Annotated in this window: 30 protein-coding genes; 15 read left to right on the plus strand and 15 right to left on the minus strand. The window is 62.5% G+C overall.

Features of this window, described 5'->3' with window-relative positions:
* Nucleotides 1-10: 10 nt before the first annotated feature.
* Entirely contained in the window at nucleotides 11-307 is a 297-nt protein-coding gene (locus AC1DJO_RS14640; RefSeq protein ID WP_477971335.1) for a hypothetical protein, read from the minus strand.
* Nucleotides 308-462: 155 nt separating this feature from the next.
* Between AC1DJO_RS14640 and AC1DJO_RS14645 the strand changes: the two genes are divergently transcribed.
* From AC1DJO_RS14645 to AC1DJO_RS14655, 3 genes are read left to right on the plus strand one after another with little or no spacing between them, the layout of a single operon-like run.
* Complete coding sequence (locus AC1DJO_RS14645; RefSeq protein ID WP_112540626.1) at nucleotides 463-1,572, plus strand: zinc-dependent alcohol dehydrogenase; 1,110 nt, start codon at nucleotides 463-465, stop codon at nucleotides 1,570-1,572.
* Between the two features lie 10 nt (nucleotides 1,573-1,582).
* On the plus strand, nucleotides 1,583-2,260 hold the full coding sequence (locus AC1DJO_RS14650; RefSeq protein ID WP_477971337.1) for an RraA family protein: 678 nt from the start codon (nucleotides 1,583-1,585) through the stop codon (nucleotides 2,258-2,260).
* Nucleotides 2,261-2,282: 22 nt separating this feature from the next.
* Nucleotides 2,283-3,128 carry an alpha/beta fold hydrolase gene (locus AC1DJO_RS14655; RefSeq protein WP_477971338.1) on the plus strand — a complete coding sequence of 282 codons (846 nt, stop codon included), beginning with the start codon at nucleotides 2,283-2,285 and terminating at the stop codon, nucleotides 3,126-3,128.
* A 3-nt stretch (nucleotides 3,129-3,131) separates the two neighbouring features.
* Here AC1DJO_RS14655 and AC1DJO_RS14660 read toward each other — a convergent pair whose 3' ends face one another.
* On the minus strand, nucleotides 3,132-4,052 hold the full coding sequence (locus AC1DJO_RS14660; protein ID WP_477949473.1) for a LysR family transcriptional regulator: 921 nt from the start codon (nucleotides 4,050-4,052) through the stop codon (nucleotides 3,132-3,134).
* Nucleotides 4,053-4,265: 213 nt separating this feature from the next.
* On the opposite strand from AC1DJO_RS14660, the gene AC1DJO_RS14665 reads away from it, so the two are divergent.
* Nucleotides 4,266-4,865 carry a HupE/UreJ family protein gene (locus AC1DJO_RS14665; protein ID WP_112390202.1) on the plus strand — a complete coding sequence of 200 codons (600 nt, stop codon included), beginning with the start codon at nucleotides 4,266-4,268 and terminating at the stop codon, nucleotides 4,863-4,865.
* Nucleotides 4,866-4,943: 78 nt separating this feature from the next.
* Here AC1DJO_RS14665 and AC1DJO_RS14670 read toward each other — a convergent pair whose 3' ends face one another.
* From AC1DJO_RS14670 to AC1DJO_RS14700, 7 genes are all read right to left on the minus strand, one after another.
* The gene (locus AC1DJO_RS14670; protein ID WP_162706075.1) at nucleotides 4,944-5,147 is read right to left on the minus strand and encodes a hypothetical protein; all 204 of its coding nucleotides are present in this window, start codon (nucleotides 5,145-5,147) and stop codon (nucleotides 4,944-4,946) included.
* 127 nt (nucleotides 5,148-5,274) lie between these two features.
* The gene (locus AC1DJO_RS14675; protein WP_477971340.1) at nucleotides 5,275-6,273 is read right to left on the minus strand and encodes a substrate-binding domain-containing protein; all 999 of its coding nucleotides are present in this window, start codon (nucleotides 6,271-6,273) and stop codon (nucleotides 5,275-5,277) included.
* 199 nt (nucleotides 6,274-6,472) lie between these two features.
* Complete coding sequence (locus tag AC1DJO_RS14680; protein WP_477971342.1) at nucleotides 6,473-7,405, minus strand: LysR family transcriptional regulator; 933 nt, start codon at nucleotides 7,403-7,405, stop codon at nucleotides 6,473-6,475.
* 1 nt (nucleotide 7,406) lies between these two features.
* Nucleotides 7,407-8,417, minus strand: a complete 1,011-nt coding sequence (locus AC1DJO_RS14685) for an FAD-binding oxidoreductase (RefSeq protein ID WP_477971344.1) — start codon at nucleotides 8,415-8,417, stop codon at nucleotides 7,407-7,409.
* Nucleotides 8,418-8,430: 13 nt separating this feature from the next.
* The gene (locus AC1DJO_RS14690) at nucleotides 8,431-9,255 is read right to left on the minus strand and encodes an IclR family transcriptional regulator (protein WP_442207789.1); all 825 of its coding nucleotides are present in this window, start codon (nucleotides 9,253-9,255) and stop codon (nucleotides 8,431-8,433) included.
* A gap of 88 nt (nucleotides 9,256-9,343) precedes the next feature.
* A complete protein-coding gene (locus tag AC1DJO_RS14695) occupies nucleotides 9,344-9,868 on the minus strand; it encodes a hypothetical protein (protein WP_112390198.1) in 525 nt (174 codons plus the stop codon).
* Between the two features lie 28 nt (nucleotides 9,869-9,896).
* On the minus strand, nucleotides 9,897-11,183 hold the full coding sequence (locus AC1DJO_RS14700) for an aromatic ring-hydroxylating dioxygenase subunit alpha (protein ID WP_112390197.1): 1,287 nt from the start codon (nucleotides 11,181-11,183) through the stop codon (nucleotides 9,897-9,899).
* Nucleotides 11,184-11,390: 207 nt separating this feature from the next.
* On the opposite strand from AC1DJO_RS14700, the gene AC1DJO_RS14705 reads away from it, so the two are divergent.
* The 3 genes from AC1DJO_RS14705 to AC1DJO_RS14715 all read left to right on the plus strand — a co-directional run bounded on the left by AC1DJO_RS14705 (nucleotide 11,391) and on the right by AC1DJO_RS14715 (nucleotide 13,483).
* Nucleotides 11,391-11,708 carry a non-heme iron oxygenase ferredoxin subunit gene (locus tag AC1DJO_RS14705; protein ID WP_112390196.1) on the plus strand — a complete coding sequence of 106 codons (318 nt, stop codon included), beginning with the start codon at nucleotides 11,391-11,393 and terminating at the stop codon, nucleotides 11,706-11,708.
* A 67-nt stretch (nucleotides 11,709-11,775) separates the two neighbouring features.
* Nucleotides 11,776-12,540, plus strand: coding sequence for a class II aldolase/adducin family protein (locus tag AC1DJO_RS14710; protein WP_477971346.1), 765 nt, complete (start codon nucleotides 11,776-11,778; stop codon nucleotides 12,538-12,540).
* Nucleotides 12,541-12,733: 193 nt separating this feature from the next.
* Nucleotides 12,734-13,483: an IclR family transcriptional regulator gene (locus tag AC1DJO_RS14715; RefSeq protein ID WP_477971348.1), complete on the plus strand. Its 750-nt coding sequence runs from the start codon at nucleotides 12,734-12,736 to the stop codon at nucleotides 13,481-13,483.
* A 30-nt stretch (nucleotides 13,484-13,513) separates the two neighbouring features.
* Here AC1DJO_RS14715 and AC1DJO_RS14720 read toward each other — a convergent pair whose 3' ends face one another.
* Nucleotides 13,514-15,124 (minus strand): FAD-dependent monooxygenase, encoded by a 1,611-nt coding sequence (locus AC1DJO_RS14720; protein ID WP_477971350.1) that lies wholly within the window; start codon nucleotides 15,122-15,124, stop codon nucleotides 13,514-13,516.
* Nucleotides 15,125-15,329: 205 nt separating this feature from the next.
* Between AC1DJO_RS14720 and AC1DJO_RS14725 the strand changes: the two genes are divergently transcribed.
* From AC1DJO_RS14725 to AC1DJO_RS14740, 4 genes are all read left to right on the plus strand, one after another.
* Nucleotides 15,330-16,319 (plus strand): ABC transporter substrate-binding protein, encoded by a 990-nt coding sequence (locus AC1DJO_RS14725; protein ID WP_477971352.1) that lies wholly within the window; start codon nucleotides 15,330-15,332, stop codon nucleotides 16,317-16,319.
* Nucleotides 16,312-17,100: a class II aldolase/adducin family protein gene (locus AC1DJO_RS14730; RefSeq protein ID WP_477971354.1), complete on the plus strand. Its 789-nt coding sequence runs from the start codon at nucleotides 16,312-16,314 to the stop codon at nucleotides 17,098-17,100. The genes AC1DJO_RS14725 and AC1DJO_RS14730 overlap by 8 nt, the downstream gene beginning before the upstream one ends.
* Nucleotides 17,101-17,134: 34 nt before the next feature.
* Complete coding sequence (locus AC1DJO_RS14735) at nucleotides 17,135-18,151, plus strand: amidohydrolase family protein (RefSeq protein WP_477971356.1); 1,017 nt, start codon at nucleotides 17,135-17,137, stop codon at nucleotides 18,149-18,151.
* A gap of 93 nt (nucleotides 18,152-18,244) precedes the next feature.
* Nucleotides 18,245-19,615: an MFS transporter gene (locus AC1DJO_RS14740; RefSeq protein WP_477971623.1), complete on the plus strand. Its 1,371-nt coding sequence runs from the start codon at nucleotides 18,245-18,247 to the stop codon at nucleotides 19,613-19,615.
* A gap of 2 nt (nucleotides 19,616-19,617) precedes the next feature.
* Here the strand turns inward: AC1DJO_RS14740 and AC1DJO_RS14745 are convergent, their stop codons facing one another.
* The gene (locus AC1DJO_RS14745) at nucleotides 19,618-20,523 is read right to left on the minus strand and encodes an AraC family transcriptional regulator (protein ID WP_477971358.1); all 906 of its coding nucleotides are present in this window, start codon (nucleotides 20,521-20,523) and stop codon (nucleotides 19,618-19,620) included.
* An 89-nt stretch (nucleotides 20,524-20,612) separates the two neighbouring features.
* Here AC1DJO_RS14745 and AC1DJO_RS14750 point away from each other — a divergent pair, with 89 nt between their 5' ends.
* Nucleotides 20,613-21,437 (plus strand): SDR family oxidoreductase, encoded by an 825-nt coding sequence (locus AC1DJO_RS14750; RefSeq protein WP_112540610.1) that lies wholly within the window; start codon nucleotides 20,613-20,615, stop codon nucleotides 21,435-21,437.
* 51 nt (nucleotides 21,438-21,488) lie between these two features.
* Here the strand turns inward: AC1DJO_RS14750 and AC1DJO_RS14755 are convergent, their stop codons facing one another.
* The 3 genes from AC1DJO_RS14755 to AC1DJO_RS14765 form a co-directional block, all read right to left on the minus strand.
* A complete protein-coding gene (locus AC1DJO_RS14755) occupies nucleotides 21,489-21,917 on the minus strand; it encodes an SRPBCC family protein (RefSeq protein WP_477971360.1) in 429 nt (142 codons plus the stop codon).
* Nucleotides 21,910-22,245, minus strand: a complete 336-nt coding sequence (locus AC1DJO_RS14760; RefSeq protein ID WP_477971362.1) for an ArsR/SmtB family transcription factor — start codon at nucleotides 22,243-22,245, stop codon at nucleotides 21,910-21,912. The genes AC1DJO_RS14755 and AC1DJO_RS14760 overlap by 8 nt, the downstream gene beginning before the upstream one ends.
* 83 nt (nucleotides 22,246-22,328) lie before the next feature.
* Nucleotides 22,329-22,544 (minus strand): DUF1127 domain-containing protein, encoded by a 216-nt coding sequence (locus tag AC1DJO_RS14765; protein WP_112540607.1) that lies wholly within the window; start codon nucleotides 22,542-22,544, stop codon nucleotides 22,329-22,331.
* Nucleotides 22,545-22,638: 94 nt separating this feature from the next.
* Here AC1DJO_RS14765 and AC1DJO_RS14770 point away from each other — a divergent pair, with 94 nt between their 5' ends.
* Nucleotides 22,639-23,514: a LysR family transcriptional regulator gene (locus tag AC1DJO_RS14770; RefSeq protein WP_477971364.1), complete on the plus strand. Its 876-nt coding sequence runs from the start codon at nucleotides 22,639-22,641 to the stop codon at nucleotides 23,512-23,514.
* 6 nt (nucleotides 23,515-23,520) lie between these two features.
* Here AC1DJO_RS14770 and AC1DJO_RS14775 read toward each other — a convergent pair whose 3' ends face one another.
* The gene (locus tag AC1DJO_RS14775) at nucleotides 23,521-23,916 is read right to left on the minus strand and encodes a hypothetical protein (RefSeq protein WP_477940491.1); all 396 of its coding nucleotides are present in this window, start codon (nucleotides 23,914-23,916) and stop codon (nucleotides 23,521-23,523) included.
* A gap of 237 nt (nucleotides 23,917-24,153) precedes the next feature.
* Between AC1DJO_RS14775 and AC1DJO_RS14780 the strand changes: the two genes are divergently transcribed.
* Both AC1DJO_RS14780 and AC1DJO_RS14785 read left to right on the plus strand, forming a co-directional pair.
* Entirely contained in the window at nucleotides 24,154-24,474 is a 321-nt protein-coding gene (locus tag AC1DJO_RS14780; protein ID WP_477971366.1) for a hypothetical protein, read from the plus strand.
* A 121-nt stretch (nucleotides 24,475-24,595) separates the two neighbouring features.
* Nucleotides 24,596-26,017: an efflux transporter outer membrane subunit gene (locus AC1DJO_RS14785; protein ID WP_477971368.1), complete on the plus strand. Its 1,422-nt coding sequence runs from the start codon at nucleotides 24,596-24,598 to the stop codon at nucleotides 26,015-26,017.
* The last annotated feature ends 387 nt before the right edge of the window (nucleotides 26,018-26,404 follow it).

Raw genomic sequence — 26,404 nt, forward strand, 5'->3', positions numbered from 1 at the left:
GGCGGCAAGCTCAGCAGCAGGAAAGATCGCCGCTTTCGGTGATGATGGCATTCTTCATCCAATAGGGCGGCAGGTCTTCGACCGTCACGTCGGCAACCGGCTTGAATGCCTTGAAGGCATGCCGGGTCTCCGGCGCCGTCCAGAAGGTCACGATCGTTTCGATCGGCGGACAGCCCGGCAGGCCGCAAGCGACTTCCGCCACCATCACCGCGACGTCGTCGCCGAGGCTGAAACGCTCACGCGTCCAGTCCTTGATGCGGCGGACGGCATCGATCTTTCCGGCGTTGCGGCTTGCGGTCTTCAGCATGGGTTCCGGCTGGGTTTTGCGGCGCCGAACGGGCGCCTTTCTGAACGCAACATAGGGCGCGCCGGCGCCGGTTGTCAAAATGGTTTGTCGAAACTGCGGACCATCCGCGCGGCATCTGAGCCGCCGGTCGATCGTCCGATCCAAGGGAGTGAAGCATGACTGAGAAGGTTCTCGCCGCGGTCCGCACCGGACCGAGCATCATGGATTTCCGCGAATTTCCGATGCCTGACGTGCCTGAAGACGCCGCCCTTCTGAAGATGGAAGTGGCCGGCATCTGCGGCACCGACGTCAAGCTCTTCAAGACGCCGCCGAACAACGCGCCGACGATCATGGGCCATGAAAACATCGGCTATATCGCCAAGGCCGGCCGCGAGTTCACCCGCCGCAAGGGCTTCAAGGAAGGCGACCTCGTCTTCGTCGAGCACTATGTCATGTGCGGCAAGTGCCAGTGGTGCCATCAGGGCCAGTATCGCCATTGCGAAAACACCGATTGGCGCAACAACCCCGAAAGCATCCGCTACGGCTACACCTCGGCCGAGCGCGCGCCGCATCTCTGGGGCGGCTTCGCGCAATATGTCTACCTTCCCTGGAATGCCGTCGTGCACCGCGTTCCCAAGGGCGTGACGCCGGAGCTTGCCGGTTTGGTCACCCCGATGGCGAACGGCGTGGAATGGTCGCTGTTCGACAGCAATGTCGGCTATAACTCCACCGTCCTCATCCAGGGGCCGGGCCAGCAGGGTCTGTCGCAGACGGTGATCTGCAAGCAGGCCGGCGCCTCGCTGATCATCGTCACCGGGACGACCAAGGACACGGCGCGCCTCGAAGTCGCCAAGCAGCTCGGCGCCGATTACGTCATCGACGTCCAGAAGGAAGATCCGCTGGCCCGCATCATGGAAATCACCGGCGGCAAGGGTGTCGATATCTCGCTCGACTGTACCGCAGGCGCCGGCACCATCCCGATCCTGCTCGGCGTCGAAGCCTTGGTCAGAAAGGCAGGCACCATCCTCGTCCAGGGCGAGATGAAGGAATTCCCTAACTTCCCGCTGGAAAAGGTCACAACCAAGGCGATCACCATCAAGAGCGCCCGCGGCCATAGCTACCGGGCCTGCGAGCTGGCGCTGGAGCAGATCGCCTCCAACCGTTTCCCGCTGGAAAAGATCACCACCCACAAGTTCGGCCTCAAGGACGCGGCGCTCGCCATCGAGTCGGTTGGCGGCAAGGGCGTACCCGATGTCATCCACGCATCGCTGATGCCCTGGGAATAAGGAGAGCGACATGACCATCGGTTTCAGAATTGCCGAACGCACCCGGAAGGTCGATGCGGAGACCATCGAGAAGTTCCGGACCATCCCCGTCGCCAATGTCAGCGATGTGATGTCGCGCATGACGGCCGGCGGCCCCGGCCTTCGCCCGATGCACGCCTCCGGCCAGATGTCGGGCGCCGCCTTCACCGTGAAGACCCGCCCCGGCGACAATCTGATGATCCACAAGGCGCTGCTGATGGCCGGCCCCGGCGACGTCATCGTCGTCGATGCCGGGGGCGATCTCACCAACGCGCTGGTCGGCGAGATGATGCTGTCGCATGCCATGCAGATCGGCGTCACCGGCGTCGTCATCAACGGCGCGGTGCGCGACTACGGATGGATCAAGGCCGGAACCTTCCCGGTCTTCGCCGCCGGTATCACGCATCGCGGTCCCTACAAAGACGGCCCCGGCGAGATCAATGTGCCGATCGCCTTCGGCGGCATGGTGATCAATCCCGGCGACCTGATGATCGGCGATGACGACGGCCTGCTCTGCGTGCCCTACGGCATCACCGAAGAAATCTACACGCAGGCCAAGGCCAAGAACGAAGCGGAAGCCAGAACCGTGGCCAACACCATGGCCGGCAAGCTCGATCCGAAACTCTGGGTCGACGAAAGCCTTCGCAAGCTCGGCTGCGAAGGTCTGTAAGACAGAAACGGGGGTGGAATTCATGGCAACCGCAGTCATCGACGGCATCAGCACGCGCTACGAGATCATCGGCAGCGGACCGCCGCTGCTGATGTTCTCACCCGGCGGCTTCGACGCGACAGTCGAGAAATGGCGCACGCAGGGCATTTACGTGGTGACCCAGTTTCTGGAGCACCTCCCCTCGCATTTCACCTGCATCGTTTTCGACCGACGCGAGACCGGCCAATCGGGCGGCCGCGTCGAGCGCGTCACCTGGCGCGACTATGTCAAGCAGGCGACCGGCCTGCTCGACCATCTCGGCATCGAGAAAGCCCATATCATGGGCGGCTGCATGGGCTGCAGCGTGGCGATGGCGATGGCGACGCAGGCGCCGGAGCGTGTCGACAAGATGGTGCTGTTCTGGCCCGTTGGCGGCGCCCGCTACCGGATGACCGGGCATCAGCGCTTCGCCGAACATCTGGCCTTCGTTCAACAGAACGGCCTCGAGGCCGTCGTGGCGCTGTCAAAAGAAAGCAACAAGGCCTTCGGCGCCGATCCACGCGGCGGCCCCTGGATCTCGGTGCTGCGCCATGACGCGGAATTCGCCAAGCACTATGCCGCGCTCGATGTCGATGCCTACAAGGCGATCGTCGCAGGCATGCCGCGCGGCCTCATCGACCGCGACACCTCGCCGGGAGCCGAACCTGAAGATCTCGTCCGTCTCGACATCAAGACGCTGATCATCCCCGGCGCCGACTTCTCGCACGCGACATCGGCGGCCCGCTATCTGCAGGAATGCATTCCGGGCTCCGACTACTGGGATATCCCGGTGCCACAGCTGACGGCCGAAAACACCAATGCGCGGATGATCGATTTCCTGAAGGCGTAAACCTCAGGATGGCAGTGCTTCCGGGAGGAACTGTCCGCTGTGACGGGTCAGGAACTCCTGGAAAGCGGTCATCACCGGGGTCATTGCCCGGTCGGTGCGGCTGACGGCAAACCACTGCCGGCGGATCGGCAGGCCGGCAACATCGAGGATCGCGATCTTGCCCGCCTGCACTTCCTCGGCAACGCTGTGGGCCGCCAGAAAGGCAAGCCCGGTATCGGCCATGACGGCGCGCTTGATATCCTCGACGAGCTCCATCTCGGTGTTCGGCCCTGCCGCCCGTCCCGGGATTTCCGCCATGAAGCGCTCGAACCAGATCCGCGTACTCGAACCCGAGCCGCGGACGATGAAATGCTCGCCGGCGATATCGGCCTTGGAAATCCCGTGCTGGCCGACCAGCGGATGGTGGGGGGGCGCAACGACGACGAGCGAATGCTCGCCGAAGATCGCCGCACGCACCGAGATATCGCGTGGCGGACGGCCGACCAGAGCGATATCGATCGTCCGGTTCTTCAGCCGCTCGATCGTCTCCGTCCGCCGGTCGATGATCAGATCGAGATCGATATCGGGAAATTCGGCGGCAAAGGCGTTCTGCATGGCGCTGGCGAAATAGCGCACGGTCGAGACGGCGCCGACGGCGATCCGGCCGCGCTTGACGCCCTTGAAGGCATTGATCTCGTCGCCGAGCAGCTGCAGCCGGTCTTCGATATCGCGGGCGGCGGAAAGAACCGCCCTGCCCGCCTCGGTCGGATACATGCCGTGGGCCATGCGCTCGAAGAGCTGAACGCCCGCCTCCGCCTCCAGCTGTTTCAGCTGCAGGGTAACGGCCGGCGCGGTCAGTCCGAGCACTTTCGCAGCCTCGACGATCTTGCCATGAGTTTCGATGGCAAGAAGCGACCTCAGCTGACGAAAGCTTATATTTTTCATGGAAATGACGATAAAAAAACTTAACGCAGGTGTAAAGAGATTAAAATTTACTTCGGTGCCATCAGGGCATAGCGTCGATCTCATGCGGGTGTGTTGTTTTTCGCGTCGCGGAGGACGGATCTACGGCAAACGACCCCTTGCTTTATCATCACATGTTGGCGACCTTGCCCCATCGAAATACGCCGCCAACGCCGAACCCAGGAGGGAAATGACATGAGACAATCACTGAAGAGCGGGCTTCTTGCCTTGATCGCCGCCGCCATTCCGGCTGCTGCCTATGCCCATCCGGCGATTGGAGAGGCCGCAGGCTTCAGCCACGGATTTGCCCATCCGATGACCGGTCTCGATCACGTCCTGGCGATGGTCATGGTCGGCGTTCTCGCCTTCCAGCTCGGCGGCCGTGCCACCTGGCTGCTGCCCGCAACCTTCGTGCTGGTCATGGCCTTCGGCGGCGCGCTCGGCATGGCAGGCGTCAACGTTCCCTTCGTCGAAATCGGCATCGCGCTGTCCGTGATCGTGCTCGGCGCCGTTGTCGCCTTGAACATCAAGGCTCCGGTTGCCGCAGCAATGGCCGTCGTCGGCCTCTTCGCCGTCTTCCATGGCCACGCGCACGGCGCCGAAATGCCTGAAAACGCTGCCGGCCTCACCTATGCTGCGGGCTTCATGATGGCGACCGCCATCCTGCACATGGCCGGCCTTGCGCTCGGCTTCGCCATCGGCCGCGGCGGCGAGCGCAGCGGCTTCCTGGCAACGCGCATCGCCGGCGGTCTCGCTACCGTTGCCGGCGTCGGCATCCTGACCGGCCTTATCTGAGCCATCACCTGAAACGAAAAAGGGCTGCGATCCCCGCGGGATCGCAGCCCTTTTTGATTCTGCCGTAGCGTCCTGAAATCAGCGGCGCTTGTAGGTGCGCTTGAAGGCCGTCTCGTCGATGCCCAGCGTGTGGAGGGCTGCCGTATTCGGCGCGCGGCGCTCGCGGCGGGCCATCGAGCATTCATGCGCGGCGCCGACGAGGCTCATCGTTTCGAACAGACCGCCGAAAGCGCTGCGGACCCAGTCCGTACGGCCGGTGCTGCGATAAGTGGTAGCGGTCATCTCGATCATCTCCGTCTATTGTGCGCTGCATATAACTTGACAGCGCCAATCCGGAAAGACCTGGCAACACAGGGCAGCCATACGGATTCCGCATAGCGGAACTTCGTTCTCGATTTAGAGAACGGTATCAGATGACGAAATTCTCCATCGTCTCGGGGACGAAGATATCCTCCGGCTGCAACCGCCGCTTTGACAGCCCCTGCTCATGCGAATAGCGCAGGAACGTGTCGAGCGTCTGGCGGTTCTGCTTGAAGCCGTAGCTCCAGTAGTCATCGCCCATGATGCGGCGCGCCTCTTCCACATGGGCATTCAGCCAGGGAAGCATCACCTTCAGCGCCGCCGTCTCCTCGAGATCGCGATAGATGCGCGCCTGCGCCTCGGCAAACGCCTTGTAGAGAGACTGGGCAATCCAGCGATGCCGCTCGTAGATTTCGCGGCGGATGACGATCGTATGCATGATCGGGAAGATTTCGGTCTTGCGGAAATAGTCGCGCTCCACCTCGACGAAATCCTCGAACAGCCGCTTCACATGACAGCCGTCATAGGATGATGGCTTGCGGGCCGTGAACAGCGCATCGATCTCGCCTTCGCGGATCATCGCCGACAGGGTCTGCTGCGGCCCGATGCGCTTGACGTTGATATACGACGGCAGGTTGAGCGGCAGCTTTTCCGGCCGGTTCGGCTGCTCTTCGCCACCGGTGTAATGCGTGACGTCATCGACCTTCACACCGTACTCGTCCGAGAGAATGCCGCGGATCCAGACCGGCGCGGTCATCTGATATTCGGGACTGCCGACCCGCTTGCCGATCAGATCGGCGGGATTGCGGATGCCGGCTGTCGAATTCACATAGATCGACGAATGCCGGAAATAGCGCGACGGAAAGACCGGAATGGCGACGAAAGGCTGCTCTTCGGTGAAATGCGAGAGCACATAGGAAGAGAGCGACATCTCGGCGATATCGAACTCCTTGTGGCGGAGCATGCGGAAGAAGGTCTCTTCGACAGGCATGTTCAGATAGACGAGATCGATACCGTCAGGCACGACCGTGCGGTCCATCAGCGCGCGCGTGCGGTCATAGTTCCAGCAGCCGAAGGACAAACGAAGCGACGATGTCAGATTACTCACTCCCCAACAGCCGGACGTGAATCAAAACCTGACATCCTCCTGTCAAGCTGCTGATCATCAAAGACAATCGGCGATCCGCTCACCCACCGGATTTCTCAGTTCCGGTGAACGCCCTTCCACATTCGAGAGAGATCATCGGGCCCGGTCGGGCAAATGTCCAAGATAAATCATATTGTCCAGCTCATACGAAAATCGCTGATCAATCCTCTATGACGCGATCGATCGGATGGGCGTAGGGACCGATCGCCGCGGCAAGACGCTCGACCATATTGTAGATGAAGCCATGGAACAGCCGCTCGTCCGCCAGCCCCTTGTGGGAGGCATGGGCGAGAAACAGCGTCAGCTTCACATCCGGCCGCTCGATGCGCCGGGCGATCAGTTCGCCGGAGCGGATTTCCTCCGAGACGATGCCGTAGGGCATGATGCTCTGCGCGACGCCATGCGAGATCAGCGCCTTGATCGCCTCCATCGACTGCACCTGATAGGTGATCTTGACATCGACGGAGAGGCGCGACGCCGTCTCGTGGACGCGACGCCATATGATGTCGCGGTTGGAGACCAGCGCCAGATCGCCGGCAACCGCATGGCGGAAGGAGACATCCTGCTCCGCATCCTTGCCATCGGGTGCGGAGATCAAAAGCAGGTCTTCCTCCATCAGCGCGATGCGCCTCAGGCCGGGGCTGTCCTCGATATCATAGGCCAGCACGTAGTCGAGTTCGCCGCGCTCCAGCGCATCAGTCAGCACGAAGCTCAGTTCTTCGACGACATGAAGCGCGATACCCGGAAGCTGCTCGTTGGCGGCAACCAGAAGATCGGTGCCGATCAGTTTCAGGATCGACGGCGTGGCGCCGAGACGCACCCGCACCTTCTCGCCACCGAGCGAAATCAGGTCACGCCGCGTTTCCTCGATCCGCTGCAGGATTTCGCGCGCCCGATCGTAGAGCAGCATGCCGGCCGGTGTGGCGCTGACGCCGCGCGAATGGCGGTCGAGAAGCTGGATTTGCAGCGAATCCTCGAGATTGCGGATCTGGATGCCGAGCGCCGTCTGGGCAAGGTTCAGCTGTTCGGCGGCGCGCGTGATGTTGCCGACTTCGACGACCTTGACGAAATATGCGAGCTGACGGAGCTTCATCTTAGTAGAACTGGTCGAAATGGACCTGGCCCTGCGGGACGCCGAGGTCGATGAGCATTTTCTGGATCGCCTGGCCCATCATCGGCGGACCGGCGAAATAGATCTCGCATTCGGGCAGGCGCTCGGCAAAGAGCTTGGCGGCGACCTCGTGGACGAAGCCGCGATAGCCATCCCAGCCGTCATCCTCGACAGGCATGCCTGAAACAACCGGATGATAGTGCAGCGTGCTGCCGAAGCCCGGCAGCTCTTCCAACATCTCGCGGCCGCAGATATCGCGCGCCTCGCGGCCGCCATAGATGAAGTCGATCCGCCGCCCGGCAAGTTCGGCCGAGACCGCCGCCGCCCGCGTCACCGAGATCATCGGCGAAAGGCCGGAACCGCCGGCGAGACAGATGATATCGCGCGGCGAATCCTCGCGCAGGTAAGCCATGCCATAGGGACCGTCGATGCCGATCCGCTCGCCGACCTTTAGCCGATTGAAGAGCATCGAGGTGGCAGCCCCATTCGGTACCTTGCGAACCTGGAAATGCCATTCATCCGGCTGATCGCCCCGGTTCGCCATCGAATAGGCGCGGCTCCCCTCGACGCCATCGAGCGTCAGCAGCGCATACTGGCCGGAAAGGAAGGCCGTCGGCGTATCGAGGCGGAAGCGGAATTCCCGGATATCGTGGGTGATGTCGGTGATGCCGGTTAGTACGCCTTCCTGCTTCACCGGCAGATGGGCACTCTCATATTGCGGCATGAGGCGAAGCTTGACGACGCAGTCGGTCAGCGGCCGTGCCTGGCAGCCGAGACGGCGGCCGCGCTGGCGGTCACGGTCGCTCAGACCCGGCGCGTCGGCGCGGAGCTCCTCGATCTCCCCTTCGAGCAGATCGAAACGGCAATTGCCGCAGGAGCCGACATTGCATTCATAGGGAAAGCCGAGACCGGCGCGAATGGCGGATCGCATGATCGTGTCACCGTCGGCGCAGGACCATTTGGCATCGGTCCCGCTCAATGTCATCACGGTCATGCGTTCCTCCTCATCATCTATGTCTGTAACCCGCTCCATGACCGAGACGGGACGAGATCGTTGCCACCGTCTCCAACAGCGGTGGCGCAAATTTTTCGATGGCCTCCAGCGACAGCCGCAGAGACGGCCCCGCTACGCCGACGGCGCCGACGACGGCACCGGTAGAATCCCGGACGGGGGCGGCAATCGCCCGGATACCGGGCTCGCTTTCCTCATCCTCGATGGCAAAGCCGCGCTGGCGGACTTCGGCCAGGATCTCGCGCACCCGCGCGGGATCGGTGATCGTGTGCGACGTGCGCTTGGCGAGCGGACCCGAAAGCACCCGCTCGATCGTCTCCTCCGGCGCGAAGGCGAAGATCGCCCGTCCGACAGCGGTGCAATGGGCCGGCTTGCGGGCACCGAGATCGGACTTGATGCCGACAGCCTGCGGGCTCTCCAAGTCGTAGACATGCATCACTTCGGTATCGGTGGGGATGCCGAGTATGATCGTCTCGCCTGTATGCTTTCTGAGGTCGAAGAGGTAAGGACGCGCCTCGTTCGACAGGTTCATGCGGCGGCGCACCAGCGTGCCAAGCCCGAAGAGACCGATACCCAGCCGGTAGCGCTCGGTTTCCGGGTTCTGCTCCAGCAGCCCTTCGGCGACCAGGGTCACGGCCAGACGATGGACCGTGCTCTTCGCGACCTTCAGTTTCTGCGCCAGCGCGCTGACCCCGATCTCAACCTCATCCTCCGAAAATGCTTTCAAAAGACGAATGGCCGTGGTGACCGATGACAGGCGGTTGCGGGTCGCAGGGGCGGCCTTTTTGGTGCGTGCCGTTTCCTTCACAGATGCATTCATGGCGTGCGTTTTCCGTCTTTTTGCAAGGAGTAAGGGATCGTCCATAACACAGCTCCTGCAAATACTCACGCCACGCCATCAACCATTCTCAGACCCTCAAGGCGCTCAGCATCTCGGCCACATATTCGTCGCCATTCGAGATGACGAGCATGGCCGCAAACGGGCGCATCGCCGTCAGCGTCCGGGCCAGATCGAGCGCTGGAACCTCCTTCGAACTGACGACCAGACCCGTCGTCATCTTGCTGCGCACGAAGCAGGCATTGCCGATAATCTCGGCCGCCTCCGCCGAAGCACCCGCCGTCGTCAGCATGACGATGACATCGGCATCGGCGATTTCTTCAGCCAGCGTCGTGCGCCGCCCGGAGATTTCCTCCAGCACCGCATCGACAGGCAGCATGTTCAGCGTATCCGTCGCGAACTTCGCCTCGACATAGCGCAGGAAGTGGGCATCGCCGCCCTGATAGCCCGCCGCCAGCCGGTCCAGCGCCGAATGGCTGGTCCGGTCGAGGGCGATGATCCGCGACTTGCGCGGCTTCGAATTCGGATAGTTGATCCGGAAACGGGCCTCTTCCGCCGTCGTTGTGCGGGCGCTTTCGCTCAGTCCGAGTTGCATGGCATCTCTCCCTTGAAGGACGTTGCTGTCAGACGCTGGTCTGCGCCTTGCCCGCGATCACCGTCAGCGCTTCGTCGGCGATATCCGTGTAGGCCTTGTCGGCAGGCAGCACGATTGCCGCCGAGCGGACACGATGGTGGGCCGGATCGACGCCGGGGGGCGTGATGCCCTTGTCCTTCAGCGCGCGCGCCGCCCGCATCAACCGGTGACGCGCCATGATGATGCCGTTGTCCGTCGAGACCAGGTTCTCCTTGGAACGGTCGACGATCGGACCCATGCTTTCCTGCAGCGATGCGTCCTGCATGGCGATGCCTTCGACGCCGGAATAGGTCGTGCCCTTGCGCTGCGCCTCGCGGTCCATCAGGTAGTCGTTGTCCTTGTTGGCGGCCGGACGATAGGTGCCGGGAACATAGGCGACATGGATGCCCTTGCCATCCTTCATCGCCTGGCGTTCCCCCGCCGTCAGCGCCCGGACCGGATGGTAGTCGAAGCTCCAGGCCCAGCAGTTTTCATCGTCGATCGGGATCCAGAAATGGCCGTGCACCGGATGGTCGCCACGCGGCGGCACCATGGTGAAGGACGGCATGACCCAGGGGGTGATGCGCCAGTAATAATGGCCCTCTTCGGCATTGCGGCGCGCGCCGATATAGAGGCCGCCGTCCATGTCGGTCACTTCGAAGAATGGGCGGGCATCCGACATGTTGTACTTATTGCCACGCGCACCCTTGAACAGCGGGTCGGAATTCAGGCTGCCGCTGTGAAGCCAGGAGACGTGGCTGGAATCAATGCCGCCTTCCATCGCCTGCAGCCAGTTGCATTCCTGCCAGCGCTTGGAGGTGAAGGTCTGCTCCGCCGGTACCAGCGCGAATTCCCATTCCGGATGCGGCGGCTCCTTGTCGGCAGGGCCCATATAGGTCCAGAGGATGTCGCCGATCTCGATCAGCGGATAGGACTTCAGCTTGATCTTGCCGCAGTAGCCGCTTTCCTTCGGCTCCGAGGGAACCTCGATGCACTGCCCGGTATTGTCGTATTTCCAGCCATGATATGGGCAGCGCAGGCCGCCCTGCTCGTTGCGGCCGAACCACAGCGAGACGCCGCGATGGGCGCAGAACTCGTCGATCAGGCCATAGCGCCCCTCGCTGTCGCGGAAGGCAAGCAGGCGTTCGCCAAGCAGCTTGATACGGACAGGCGCACAGTCATTGTCCGGCAGCTCTTCGGCCAGCAGCGCCGGGATCCAATAACAGCGGAACATATCCCCCATCGGCGTGCCGGTATCGGTCTGCGTCAACAGGTCGTTCTGTTCTTTCCTGAGCATGACTACTCCTCCTCGAGTGCCCGCACGGCGAGCCGCAGCGCCGCGCCAAATCCTGTTTCCTCCGGCCGATCGATTTGCGGTTGACCTTCACGCCGGATCGGGTATTTTTATCGCGTGTTCCGTTATGCAGAACATCGTTTCGTTTTAAACGCTACATGCTGATTGCACGCTCGTCAAGCGCTGCGCAAGACAAGGGAGGAGATGCGAATGTCGGAAGTGGGTTCCCGGATCAGACTGTGTTCGACCGATGACGTGGATTGGGATAGCGCCATCCGCGTCGAGCAAGGCGATCTGACGCTGGCCGTCTACAACGTCAACGGCACGTTCTACGTGACCGACGACCTCTGTACGCACGGGCCCGGCTCGCTGGCCGAAGGCTATCTCGACGGCTACCACATCGAATGCGACTTCCATAACGGCCAGTTCGACATCCGCACCGGCGAAGTCGTCGCCCCGCCCTGCATGGTCCCGATCAAGACCTACAAGGTGGTCGTCGAAAACAGCGACGTGATGATCGAAGTCTGATCGCCGCCGCTTGCGGATCATAAAAAGTCGTATAATGTGGGATTAATTAAAACGGGAGGAACCGGTCATGAAATCTCACAAGCACGCGGATGAGCAGCATTCCGATCTGTCGGAAAATACGCTGCGCCACGACGTCTCGATGGCGACGCGCCTGCTGAACAGCCTGAAGATCCTGGAGTATAGCGGCCATGTGAGCGCCCGCCTGCCCGGCGGCAACACGTTCCTGATCCAGCCGCAGGACAAGAGCCGCGCCGACGTCGCGCCGTCGGATTTGTTCGTTTGCGATCTCGATGGCAAGGTCATCTCGGGCCCTGACGGCTCCAAGCCGCCGTCCGAGACTTTCCTTCATTGTGAGATTTATCGATCGCGCGCTGATGTGAACTCGATCGCCCACTTTCACCACGACGTCACCAATGTTTTCACGCTGGTCGAGGACGTGCCGCTGCTGCCGGTGAAGAACCACGCGATCCGCTGGCGCAACGGCATTCCGGTACATTCCGACCCTGCCCATGTCGATACGCCCGAGCGCGGCCGCGGCATCGTCAAGACGCTCGGTGATTGTCACGCGATGCAGATCCGCGCCCATGGCCAGATCGTCACCGCCGAGACCGTCCGCGGCGTCTTCATCGATGCCGTGCACCTGGTCGAGAATGCCGAAGCTGCCTATCGCGCCGCCACGCTTGGCAAGGTCAAGCCGCTGACCGAGGAGGAGATGGAATCCTTTGCCCATTCCTTCCGCCGCGGCCACCACGTCCGCAAGCTCTGGAAATACTATGCAGGCGGCGCAATCCGCGACGGTCTCTTCCCCGAAGGCTGGAATACGGCGGCTTAGTCTGGGGGCAAGGGCCTGCGGATCGGAGCTCTTGGGTCGCGCTCCGGTCCGCGCGGCCGTTGCCTGCCGGCCGATCATCGCTTTATAGTGAAGCACTTAGGGATGAGGCTGAGGCGGGATTCGATTTGCTGAAAGACTGGTTTGCCATTGGCGCAGGACGCCCTTCAGCGAGCGCGTGTTTGGAGATGCCAGCTTGAGCAGCCCGGAGAAATTGATCGGCCTGCTCGACCTCTTCGATGCCGGTGACGATGCGGTGGCGCTGAGCTTCGAGGAGCTTTGCGACACGCTCGGCTACACCCGCTCGACGCTCTACCGCTATCTGAAAATCCTGACGGATGCCGGTCTGCTGACCTCGCTTCCCGGCGTCGGCTACATGCTCGGCCCGCGCATCGTCGAGCTCGACTACAAGATCCGCACCGGCGACGTGCTGATCCGCGCCGCCCGTCCGATGATGGAAGAGCTTGCCGCCCGCTTCAAGGCCGTCGCCCTGCTCTGCCGCCGCTACAAGTTCGAGGTTCTCTGCGTCCATCAGGAGGTCGGCACCGAAGCCGTTCACAGCAATTACGACCGCGGCCGCCGCCGCTCGCTGCTGCATGGCGCAGCCTCGATCGCCATCCTCGATCATCTCCCGGATCACCAGCTCAGGAAATATTACGGCCTTGCTCAGGATGAGTTCCTGAAGGCCGGTTTCGGCGCCACGCTGACGGAGGTGAAGGCGAAGTTCCGCCAGCATCGCGAGCGCGGCTGGGTCAGCACCACCGGCGACGTCACGCCCGGCGTCACCGGCGTTGCCGCCCCCGTCTTCGACGGCCGCTCGGAGATCATCGGCAGCCTCAGCCTGACGCTGCGCGACACGCAGATGCAGGCGAAGACGCTGGAGGATATCGCCGAACAGGTGGTGTTCTGCGCCGGTGTCGTCTCGAAGACGCTGGCGCGCAGCTGATCCTTCTCAATGCCCCGGCACTGATCTTTCTCAGTGCCCGGTGGCCATGGCCGCCAGCGCCTCGGCATCATCAGGAGCCGCCTTGCCGCGCCAGACGACATGCATGTCGGGGCGCACCAGAACCAGATCATAGCCATAGATGTCGCGGGCGCGCTGCGAGGCGATGTCGAGCGTCTGATAGGGCACGCCCCTCGCCTTGAAGGCACCCTCGATCCCTGACGTATCGATCTGCGTTCCACCGAGCCGCAGCATTGTATAGCCCGCCCCGATCCGATCCTGCACCGGATCGTTGTCGCCGAGCCAGAGATGCGGCAGGCGGGCGCCCGGCCATGTCGTCGGGTGATATTCGCGGAAGAGATGCTCCGGGCCACCCGGCTCGTCAGTGATGACAGGCGAGCCGACATAGCGATAGCCTAGCTCCGCGCCGATCATCTCGTTGGTCTTTCGCTGTTCGGTATCGGCAACACCAGCAAGATTGTCGCGTGTCGCCTGCCCTGCCGGCGTGTTGTCGCGGATATCGGGTCTATATTGCGAGCGCCACTTGCGGCGACCGAGCGAGGCATAGCGCGAGGCGCCGACATTGCGGTCGCCAACCTGCCGGCGTTCAATTTCGTAGGAGCGCAGCAGGTTCGGCCCGCCCCAGCCCTCAAGTGTCGCGGCCAGCTTCCAGCCGAGATCGACGGCATCGCCGACGCCTGTGTTCATGCCGAGACCGCCGGTCGGAATGACCAGATGTGCGGCATCGCCGGCCAGGAAGACGCGGCCCGAACCGTAATTGTCGGCGAGCAGCAGGTTCTGCTTCCACTGCCCGACATAGAGCATCTGGTAATCGACAGGTGCACCCACAGCCTTCTCGAACTGGGCTGCCATGTCCTCGTCCTTCTCGACGACGGCATGCAGCGTCCAGTGCTTGGTTGAATCCTGCATGATGAGAAACGTCGCCTGGCCATCGGCGACATGATAATGCCGACCCCGGCCCGGACCATCGCCGAGCGGAATGCGATTATAGAGCTCTTCGGAATAGTAGAGCGCCTGGCGCAAATGCAGGAGATTGCCCTCGCCGCGCAGCTTGATACCGAGCTGCTTGCGCACCGGGCTTGCCCCGCCATCACAGCCGACGACATATTTGGCGCGATAGGTGACATCGCCGTCCTTCGTCGTGGTCCGCGCCGTCACGCCACCCTCGTCCTGCTCCAGCGACAGGAATTCCGTGCCGTAGCACACGTTCACCGTGGGCAACTCTTCCGCCACCGATTTCAACAGCGGCTCGAGCGTATATTGCGAAATCAGCTGGTAGGCTTCGAGCGGCTGGCTGGCATCCTCCGACTTGCGGATTTCCGCCAGCGCCTCATTGACGGAGGGATATGGCAGCCGCAGCAGCGGCGGCTCGTTCATGGCAAGAACGACATAGACATCCATCGGCACCGAAGCATCGAGACCCGCTTTGCGGATCTTCTCGGAAAGGCCCATGCGGCGGAAGATTTCCATGGTGCGCGCGTTGCAGCGCTCCATCTTCGGCAGGAATTCCGGCGCCTCCTTCTTCTCGATCAGCGTGCAGCGCGCGCCCTTCTGCCCGAGGTCGATAGCCAGCGTCAGCCCGACCGGGCCCGCACCGACAATGAGAACATCCGTCTGTTCCATGTGCTCCATCCCTTCGCCGCCCTCCAACCCGACAGCATTCGCCTTCATTTATGTCGAGTTCGAAACAAGCGTCAATTGATTTCTTAAAAAATCCCATAATGCAGGAATAAATGAAAAATGACTGGACAGGCGATTGCTGTTCTGCGCATGCTTGCCTTAAATGATGGCGCGGCGACTTTTGCCGGGCGGCTCTGGGAGGAGTTCAGTGACGAAGAAGGTGGAGCTAACGCTCGCTTGCGGTGATTACGAGATCATCCGCGCGCTGAAGGAGGGAGTGGTGAAACCCGACGGGATCGAGCTGACGATCCTGACCGAGATGGATTCCACCACCCGCCACTGGCGCTTCCTGCGCAACGGCGAATTCGATGTTGCCGAGGTCTCGCTATCGTCCTACATGGCGGCCAAGACCCGCGGCCTGCCCTTCGATGCGATCCCGGTCTTCCTGCACCGCCGCTTCCGCCACGGCTTCATCTTCACCAACACCGCCGCAGGTATCCGCAAGCCGAAAGACCTGATCGGCCGCAAGGTCGGCGTGAAGAGCTATCAGGTGACCGCATCGCTCTGGCTGCGCGGCCTGCTGGAAAGCGAGTATGGCGTGCCGCACCAGTCGATCGAGTGGTATTCGGAACTCGACGAGGACGTCGATTTCAAGCTTCCTTCCGGCCTGAAGCTGCACAAGATCGGCGAGGACAAGTCGATCGAGCAGATGCTGGTCGACGGCGAAATCGACGCCCTGCTGCATCCCGATCTGATCGCCCCGATCAAGAAGCGGGACCCGCGCGTCGGCCGCCTTTTCCCCGACTACAAGGCCGAGGAGATCGCTTACTACGAGCGCACCGGCATCTTCCCGATCATGCATGTGATGGGCATCCGCCCGGAGATCGTCGCCCGCCACCCCTGGGTGCCGATCAATCTCTATATCGCCTTCGAGGAGGCCAAGCAGATCGCCATGAAGCGCATGGAAAACCCGCGCATCGTGCCGCTCGCCTGGTATCGCGAGGCCTGGGAGGAACAGCAGGCGATCATGGGTGACGATCCCTGGGCCTACGGTCTCGAAGGGCAAAACGGCAAAACGCTGGAAACCGTCATCGGCTACGCCCACCAGCAGGGGCTGATCGACCGCAAGGTCGCTCCCTCGGAGCTCTTCCTCGACATCTCGCAGGGCCGCAAACGCGGCGACAAGCACCGTGTGTAGCGCCTGCGACGGCAGCGGCGGGACCGCATTCGAACCGGCCTGGTCCGGCAGCGGCATCCGCTGCGACAATTCCTCGGAGAACAAGACGATGCATGAAGATCTGAAGCAGCGGATGATCGAGGCCGGTCGCATTCTGGAGGCAGCCGGCCAGGGCGACTGGACCCGCGGCCACGTCTCGATCCGCGTTCCCGATCAGCCCGACCGCTTCTACATGAAGCCGTCGAAATTCGGCCTCGAAGAGATCACCCTCGACAACATCATCACCGTCGATCTCGACGGCGAGAAGGTCGATGGCGAATTCGGCCGTCACAACGAGGTCTATATCCATTCCGAAGTGCTGCGCACCCGGCCGGATCTGAACGCTGTCGTTCATACCCACGCGCCCTATGCCACCGCCTTCTCGGCGCTCGGCAAGCCACTGCAGCCGGTCGGCCACCCGGGCTCGATCTTCGCCGAGGGCTTACCCGTGTTCTCCGAAACCACGGAGCTGATCACCACCATCGAGCGCGGCAAGGCGGTCGCCGCCTGCCTCGGCGAGCATGGCGCCATGCTCTTGCAGAACCACGGCATCGTCACCGCCGCCCCCACCATCGAGCAGGCGATCTATCTGGCGCTATCGCTGGAAAACGCCTGCATGATGCAGCTGTGGGTCGAGGCTGCCGGAGGCGCCAAGGCGCTCGGCAAGCCTGAGGATATCAAGGCCAAGCGCAAGCACATGTTCCGCGACGAGATGTTCAAGGCGACCTTCGCCTATCTCGTCCGCCGCCTGAAGCGCGGCTGAGGCGGCCAGACATAGAAGACTGAGGAGGAGTCCCATGTATTATATCGACGCGTTCAACCATTTCTTTCCGAAGGCGCTCTGGGAGAGTATCCAGAAGCTCGAAGGCGCCGGCAAGGATATCGGCCGCCGCATGCAGGGCGTGCCCTGCATCTACGATCTGGAAACCCGCTTCCGCGTCATGGACGAGTTTCCTGATTACCGTCAGATCATCTCGCTGGGCATGCCACCGCTGGAAGCGATGGGCGGCCCGGAACTCGCCACCGAATTTGCCCGCATTGCCAATGACGGCCAGGCCGAGCTCGTCGAGAAATATCCTGAGCGCTTCGCCGGCTTCGTCGCCGCCCTGCCGATGAATGCGCCCGACGCTGCCGTTCGCGAGGCCGAGCGCGCCTTCACCGAACTCGGCGCCAACGGCCTGCAGATCCACACCAACGTGAACGGCGCTCCGCTCGACGAGGAGCGCTTCTTCCCGATCTTCGAGGTCGCCGCCAAGCACAACAAGCCGGTGCTGCTGCATCCCTCGCGCAATTCCTCGATGACCGATTATGCCACCGAGGATAAGTCGAAATACGAGATCTGGTGGACCTTCGGCTGGCCCTACGAAACCAGCGCCGCCATGGCCCGCCTCGTCTTCTCCGGCTTCATGGACCGCCTGCCCAACCTGAAGGTTCTCGCCCACCATATGGGCGCCATGGTGCCCTATTTCGAGGGACGCGTCGGCCCGGGCTGGGACCAGCTCGGCAAGCGCACCACCGACGAGGACCTGACGCTGGTGCTGAAGCGCCTGAAGAAGCGCCCGCTCGATTATTTCAAGGATTTCTACGCCGACACCGCCGTCTTCGGCTCGAAGGCGGCCACCATCTGCGGCCTGGAATTCTACGGCAGCGACCGCATTCTCTTCGCCTCGGACTCTCCCTTCGATCCCGAAAAGGGCCCGGGCTATATCCGCGACACGCTGAAGATCCTGAACTCTCTCGATCTTCCCAAGGAAGACATGGAAAAGATCTGCTTCCGCAATGCCGAGGCCCTGTTCGGGCTGAAGGGCAGATAATCCGCGAGAAGTTGAACTAGTGCGCGGCTGCAATGCGTCCTATAACGGCCGCGCATCATTTACCGGTCAATGCCCTTGCCTCGTCTCACGCCTATCATCCTTGCCATCGCCCTGTTCATGGAACGGATGGATTCGACGATCATCGCGACGAGCCTGCCGGCAATCGCCGCCGATATCGGCACCTCGCCGATCGCCTTGAAACTGGCCGTCACCAGCTATCTCGTGGCGCTCGCCGTCTTCATCCCGATCAGCGGCTGGATGGCTGATCGTTTCGGCGCTCTCAACGTCTTCCGCATCGCTATAGGCATCTTCATGATCGGTTCGATCGGCTGCGCCTTCTCGGGCTCGATCGGCGCCTTCGTCTTCTGCCGGCTGGTGCAAGGCGCCGGCGGCTCGATGATGACGCCCGTCAGCCGGCTGCTGCTGGTGCGCGGCACGCCGAAGCATCAACTGGTCGATGCGCTGGCCTGGCTCACCATCCCCGCCCTCGTCGGCCCGATCCTCGGCCCGCCGGTCGGCGGCTTCTTCACCACCTATCTCAGCTGGCACTGGATCTTCTGGATCAACGTGCCGATCGGCATTGCCGGTATCATCCTCGTCACCAAGCTGTTACCGCCGGTCGAAGCACGCGAGCCGAAGCCGTTGGATTTCACCGGCTTCTTCCTCTCCGGCATCGGCTTCAGCGCTTTCGTCTTCGGCATTTCCGTCGTCAGCCTGCCTGCCCTGCCGATGTACTATGGCTATACGACGATCGCCGTCGGTATCCTGATGGGCATCGCCTATCTCTGGCATGCCAGGCGCACCGAGCATCCGCTGCTCGACCCGCGCATGTTCCGCTATCCAATCTTCCGCGCCTCGATCATCGGCGCCTCGAATTTCCGCATGGGGCTCGGCGCCCTTCCCTTCCTGATGCCGCTGATGCTGCAGCTCGGCTTCGGACTGACGCCCTTCCAGTCAGGCATGGTGACCTTCATCACCGCGGTGGGATCGCTGAGCTCGAAATTCGGCGCCGCCCACACCTTCGCGCGCTTCGGCTTCCGCCGCATCCTGATCGTCACCACCTTCATTTCCGCCATCCTGCTCGGCATCAACGCGCTCTTCCATCCTGGCACGCCGATGTGGCTGATCATGGGCTGCCTGCTGATCGGCGGCATCCTCCGCTCGATGGCCTTTTCCGGCATCAGCGCCATGTCCTTCGGCGATGTCGACGAGGCCGATACCGGCCAGGCAACGGCGATCAATGCGGTGGCCCAGCGCGTCTCCATGGCCATGGGCGTGGCGGTAGCCGGCGCCTCGCTCGATATATCAAGCAGCCTGCATGGCGGCGGCCTGCTGCTCTCCGATTTCCACATCGCCTTCGTGGTCGTCGGCCTGGTATCGGCCTCCAGCGTCATCACCTTCTGGCGCCTGCCGCCCCAGGCCGGCGATGATCTCGTCCGCCGCCGTCCGCGTCACGCCGATTGAGCTCAACTCCCCGCTGACCGGCCGAACTCGCGCGGTGAGCAGCCATTGTGGCGGCGAAACGCGGTACTGAACGCACTGGCCGATTCATAGCCGATGTCGCCAGCCAGCCGCTCGAGGCTGATATCGCCGCGGCTCAGCGCATCGCGCGCCAGCGCCATCCGCCATTGCGCGAGATAGTCGATCGGCGTCGTGCCAAGCGCCTCGGCAAAGCGGACAGCAAAGGCCGAGCGCGACATGCCCGCCAGCTTCGCCAGCCCCTCGACGGTCCAGCGCGCACGGACATCGGCATGCATCGCCCGCAAAACACGGGCGAGCGAGGGATCACGCATCGAACGCAGCATTCCCGATGTCACCGGCCCGGCATCCATACCGCCGCCCCAGCGCAGCGCCTCGACCAGCATCACCTCCAGCAGCCGCTCGACCACCGGTTCGCGGCCCGGCCGGTCGGCCACGCTCTCTTCCATGATCAGCGCGATGATGCGCTTCAGCCGGTCGGCCTCGCCCTCATCGGCACGGATATGGATGATCCCGGGCAGCAGTGCCAGCAGCAACCCTGCATTGACCGGATCGATCTGGAAGCCGCCGCCGAGCATCCGGAAATCCGCCTCGCCTTCCGCCTCGCCATGCCGCACCGGCTGATCGGTGGGTTCGCGCGGCAGCCGCTCTGCCTCGGCATGACTGAACAGCGAGAACGCCGGCGTCGATGGAATGAGAATGAAATCGCCGGCGGCAAGCCGGATCGGCGCTTCCTCGTCAAACTGAAGAAAGCAGGTCCCCTCGAGCACGATGGCAAATCCGGGCGCCCCGTAGGGACGATAGCACGCGCCCCATCTGCCGCGGCCGGTGATCGGCTTGGAGACGGCCGCATGCGGCCGAAGCAGACCGATAAGGTCACTGAAAGGATCCATGATGGACGATCTACAATGTTTTATGGAGTTCTGATTATAGATCGTCTCCGCGACTTGTCTATGCTCCCTGACAACGAAAGGAGCCCGACATGGCCAAGACGATGATGATCACAGGAAGCTCGACAGGATACGGAAAGGCAGCAGCAGAGTTCTTCCTCGACAAGGGGTGGAACGTGCTGGCGACGATGCGACAGCCGGAGAAGGCGGCCTTCGCGGATAACACCGGCCGCCTCAAGGTCCTGCCGCTCGATATTACCAGCGACGACAGCATCCGCGCGGCGATCGCCTCCGGCATCGAAGCCTTCGGCACGATAGACGCCTTCGTCAACAATGCCGGGATCGGCCTCGCCTCAGCCTTCGAGGCAACACCCGATGCGGTCACCCGTGAAATCTTCGAAACCAACAGCTTCGGTGTCTTCACCGCCTGCCGGGCGATCATCCCAGTCATGCGCAGACAGGGCGGCGGCACCATCATCAACGTCACATCCAGCGCCGGGATCGGCCCAATGCCGATGGTCGCCGTCTACTGCGCCAGCAAATGGGCCGTCGAAGGTTTCACGGAATCGCTCGCCTACGAACTCGAACCCTTCGGCATCAAGGCGCGCCTCGTCGAGCCCGGCTATGCGCCGACAACGAGCTTCACCACCAATAGCGGCGACCGCATGAACGGCCTGATCCCGGATGACTACGGCGCCTATGCGCAGACCTATTTCCAGAGGATGGCAAACTACCCGACGCCCTACTGCACCGAGCAGGAAGTGGCCGAGGCGATCTTTGCGGCGGCGACGAACGAGGCAAGGCAAGTGCGCTACCTTGCCGGAGCCGATACCAGGATGGTCGCCGATCTCCGCTGGACGACATCAGACGCCCACTACACTGAGACCATGCGCAAGACCTTCAGCCCGCAAGGCTGAGAGGATGGAAAGCATGGCCGCCGCAGCCGACGAGCGCGGCGGCCATGAACATCAGGCGATAATGCCCCGAAGATTGTCGAGGATCGCATTCCAGCCGCCGCGGTGGCCGTCGCGGGCCTCTTCGCTGCGGAACTTTACCTGCTTCAGCGTGATTTCGGTGGTGTTCGCATCGACCTCGGCGAGATCGATGGTCACCACACTGTCGTCGAGCGAATAGGGCGACTCCCAGGTGAAGGCGAGGCGCGCGTGCGGATCGATCTCCAGATAGGTTCCGGCATGCGGGATTTCGCGCTCGGCGGTCTTCATCACGATCGAGAAGCGGCCGCCCTTCACCGGGTCGTTCGACACCTTCGATACATCGCTGCCGCCGGTCGGCGTGCGCATGAACTGCGCCAGGATTTCCGGCGAGAGCCAGGCGTTGAAAACCTTCTGGCGGGGCGCTGCGATCTTGCGGTTGATTGTCAGTTCCAGTTCACTCATGTCCGTCATCCTTTGAAACGAGAATAGCCTCCAGCGCCGACAGGCGCAGGTCCCAGATGGACTTCAGTTGCGCGAACCAGCCCTCAGTCAGCTTTAGTGGTTCGAGCTCCGCGGCCATGAAATGCTCACGGCCGACAGTCCTGCGGGTCACAAGTCCCGCCTCCTCCAGCACCTTGATGTGCTTGGAAACGGCATTCAGGGACATGTCGAAATGAGCGGCAAGCGAAGTCACTCTCAGCGCCCCTTCCTGAACAAGAAGCGTAAGGATCTTCCGCCGCGTGGTGTCACCCGCGGCCTTCAGAATACGTGACAGAGCGTCGTCGTCCATTTATTCACCCGTATGGTTGAATATACAAAATTCGAATCGATAGTCAACCATATGGGTGAATGTTTTCGCGCGGGGCAAGAGCGTCAGTCCCAGAACCACGACTTTCGCACCTCGGCGCGGGCGGCCTCGCGGGTCATGCCGATATCGCTAAGCTCACTGGCCGAAAGCTCAAGCAGGTTTCTGCGCGTGCGGCGCTTTTCCAGCCAATGCCTCAACGCCGCTACCAGCCCGTCAGGCGCCAGCCTCCATCGCCCCGCGTCCGCCCGTCGTCCGGCGCTCTCTTCAGTCTCGATCGTCATGCCAGTCTCCTGCCGTTTTGAAGGCGCGAGGATGGACTGGCAGGAACAGTGAAAGAAGCTTATCGTTGTTATGCAATGCATAAGGATTTCTTTGATGATCAATCTCGATCAGCTGGCCGCCTTCGTCAGCGTCGCCGAATTGGGCAGCTTCACGGCGGCCGCTGACCGCGCCGGGGTCACGCAGCCGGCCGTCAGCCTGCAGATCAAACTGCTGGAACAGCGATTGGGCGTGCGGCTGATCGAACGTGTGGGACGCCGTGCCCAGCCTTCGGCCGCCGGCGTCGAGTTCCTCGCCCATGCGCGAAAAATCATCGAGCAATGCGATACGGCGCTCGATGCCATGGCGCCCTATAAGGAAGGGGCTGCGGGGCGTGTGAGGATCGGCAGCGGCGGAACCGCCTCGATCCATCTGCTGCCTCGCGCAATCGCCGCCGCCAAGAAGCGCATGCCGGGCCTCGAGATCACCGTGAAGATCGGCAATACCGACGAAATCCTTCGCGATCTGGAATCCAACGCGCTCGACCTCGCCGTGGTCACCCTGCCCGCCGCAGCCCGGTCGCTGGAGGTCGAGATCTTCTATGAGGACGAGCTTCTGGCCGTCGCCCCGCGCGGCAGCGACATGCCGGAAGGCGGTCCTGATGCCACTTTCCTGCAGCAGAAGGTGATGATGCTCTATGACGGCGGCAATACCCGCCAGGCGACGGACAAATGGTTTGCCGATGCAGGCATCCGTGCTCAGCCGGTCATGGAATTCGGCAGCGTCGAGGCGATCAAGGAACTGGTGGCGGCCGGTCTCGGCTGGTCGGTGCTTCCGTCGCTGGCGCTGCGCCGCGACCGCGCCGGCTATCTCGCAACGTCGCCGGTGAAACCGCGTCTGGTCCGGCAGCTCGGCATCGTCATGCGCCGCGACAAGCACCTGACCCGCGGCCTGCGCGAAATCGTCAAATGCCTGCGCGACTTCAAGGATTGATGGCGGCTATTTCTCGGCTTTGGAGAGAACGAACGGTACGACCGCCGTCAGGATGGCGGCGACCGGTGCGTTGCGCAGCATACGGCCGAACACATAGGTTCCGGCCATCGCGCCCGCGAGCTTCAGCCACGGATAGTCGCCGAGCTGGTCATGGGCGCTTCTGTCGGCCCATTCCAGATTGTTGCGCACCACAGCCGCACTCTGTTCCTTGATCACCGAAAGGCGCGCCCGCAGTGCTTCGAGCTCTGCCTGCAGCCGGTGAAGATCAGCCTCAAGGGCCGCGTCTTCTTCCGGATTGTCCCGGACGAAATCATCGGCCATCGCCTCCGCTTCCATCTCGGCCAGATGCGCCTGAAGGTCCGCTTCGGTTGCGTCTGCTCCGGGCCGTGATCTGTCTGGCATCTGTCTCTCCTGCGTTTGCGGTCTCTACCCACTGCTGCTGAAGACCGAAACTCCCCGACAGGCGAAAAGTTTCGCGAAGATCGGGCGCTCACCGCTTTTCAGCGAAATCCGGCTGTTTTTCTACCCCGCTTGGCACCTGCGGAGGCGCGCGACCTACATCCGGCAGTGGATTCTAATCCTAATTGGCAGGTTGATATGGTGGGGTGCGGCTGACGTTATAGGCTCATGAGGTTTGTGTTGATTTATATCGTAGCGTGCGTAACGGTGAGCCTGGCAACGGGGTTCGTCATCTATCCATTTTTCGCGCCGCCGCTCGACCCGGTAACCAGACTGTCCGCAACCGGCACAGTCAACCTCGCTCCAAAGACGACAGCAAAGACATTCCGCGTCCGCCAAAGCTGCGTGGCGCCAACCGAATGCGCCGCCTACGCATCCTCCGAAAGCCTTGCCGATCTGCTGGCAGCACGCTTCCCGTCGGCCGATATGCATGCCGTTCCTCCACAGCCGCCGCTCGAGCTCTACGGAAGAACCGGGCGTCATGAGGAGAAGGCGCTGTGACGCCGCATTCGGCAGCATCGCGCAAAATCAACCATCCATTAACCATAATTAGGCATCGTCGATATAAACACGGAGAGGGCCGTTGAAGCATCAGACGATAATCGCGCGGGTTGCAGCATGCATGCTGATGTCTTCCGCACTGGCCGGCTGCGTGAGCGGTCCGGATCATGTCCCCCCGGAGATGCCGCTTCCCGCGAAGTTCGGTGAAGGCGGGGTCAAGAGCAATGGTGATGTTGCGACCGCCCAGTGGTGGACGGCCTATCGCGATCAGCGGCTGAACTCGCTGGTGGCCCAAGGCATCGGCCAGAACCTCGACGTGCTGCAGGCGCTGGAGCGCATCAACGCTGCCGAAGCCCAGGTGACAGTCGCCGGTGCAGGCGCGCTGCCGAGCCTCGTCGTCGGAGCTTCCCATACGGTCAGCGGCCAGATGGGCAACCTTCGCACCCGCTCCGGCGCCACCAACACCACCGCCGGTGAAGCCAATGTCTCCTGGCTGCTCGATCTGTTCGGCGAATACCGCCGCTCGAAGGAAAGCGCGCTGGCATCGCTGGATTCGGCCTATGCCACCGCCGATGTCGCCAAGCTCACCTTCCTCCAGGATCTGGTCAACAGCTATATCGACGCCCGCTACTACCAGGAACGCATCGCGCTCTCCCAGGCAAACCTGAAGTCGCGCCGCGAAACCTTCGATCTCACCAAGTTCCAGCTCGAAGCCGGTGCGGCCTCGCGCCTCGACGTCGTCCAGGCCGAAGGTCTGGTGCAGTCGACCCAGGCCGAAATCCCCGGTCTCGAAACCAACTTCCGGGTTGCCGCCCATCACATTGCCACCCTGCTCGGCCTGCCGGCCTCCTCGCTGGTCAGCGATCTGCAGAAGGGCTCGCATCAGCCGGTGTTCCGTGGCGGCCTGCAGGCCGGCATTCCGGCTGACCTGATCCGCAACCGTCCGGATATCCGCAAGGCCGAACGGGATCTGGCCGCCGCCACCGCCAATATCGGCGTGGCCGAGGCGCAGCTTTATCCGTCGATCTCGCTGTCGGGCTCGATCTCGCCCTCCTATGTCCGCCCGGTCGGCGGCAATGGCGGCCTGACCACCTGGTCCTTCGGCCCGACGCTGAACCTGCCGATCTTCGACGGCGGCCGCCTGCGCGCCAATGTCGACATCACCAAGTCGGATGCCAAGGCYGCCTATCTCGCCTGGAAGTCTGCGGTGCTGAGCGCCGTCGAGCAGGTCGAGAACGCAYTSTCGGCRGTGCGCCGCGATGCGCAGACGGTTCAGGCCCTGCGTGCCCAGGTGAAGACCACCCAGGAATCGCTTGAGCTCTCGACCGCCAGCTACAAGGACGGCGCGTCCTCGCTGCTCGACGTTCTCGATGCGCAGCGCAACGTCTCGACGGCCCAGGCAAGCCTGGCCGCCGCCGTCCAGCAGATGGCCAAGGACTACGTCTCGCTCAACGTCGCCGTCGGCGGCGGCTATGCGCCCGATGGCGCAAAGCCGAGTGCCGTCGCGAAGGTGGAAACAATCGCTCCGCCAAAGGGAAGCTGAACCGCGGCAAGCGTGCAACAGGAGGCGCTAAAAAGCGCCTTATCTGCCCGAAAACCGGCTATTTTGCCCCGGTTTAAGCCCTTAACCCAAAGGGATTAGTTGATTTCGACCATCGATATGGCATCCTGACCTCGGGATTGGGGAAAGTAGCGAGTAGAACCTATTCCAAATGCGGCAGCTAATACTCGCGGACTATAGAGCCGCGACCTGGCTCCTTGCGGAAGGGCTCGCTTCGGAACACGGAGCGAGCCCGGTTTCGTTGATATACAGGGATCTTGCGCGGCGGGTGCGGTTTCGGCCCGCTTCGTGATGCTGTCCGCCTTCTCCTTTTTCACGCTAATCCGAATGAAGCATTCCGGGCCTCGCCGCGCGGACGCTTCAGTGCGT

The sequence above is a fragment of the Rhizobium sp. 05N430 genome (genome assembly GCF_056396985.1).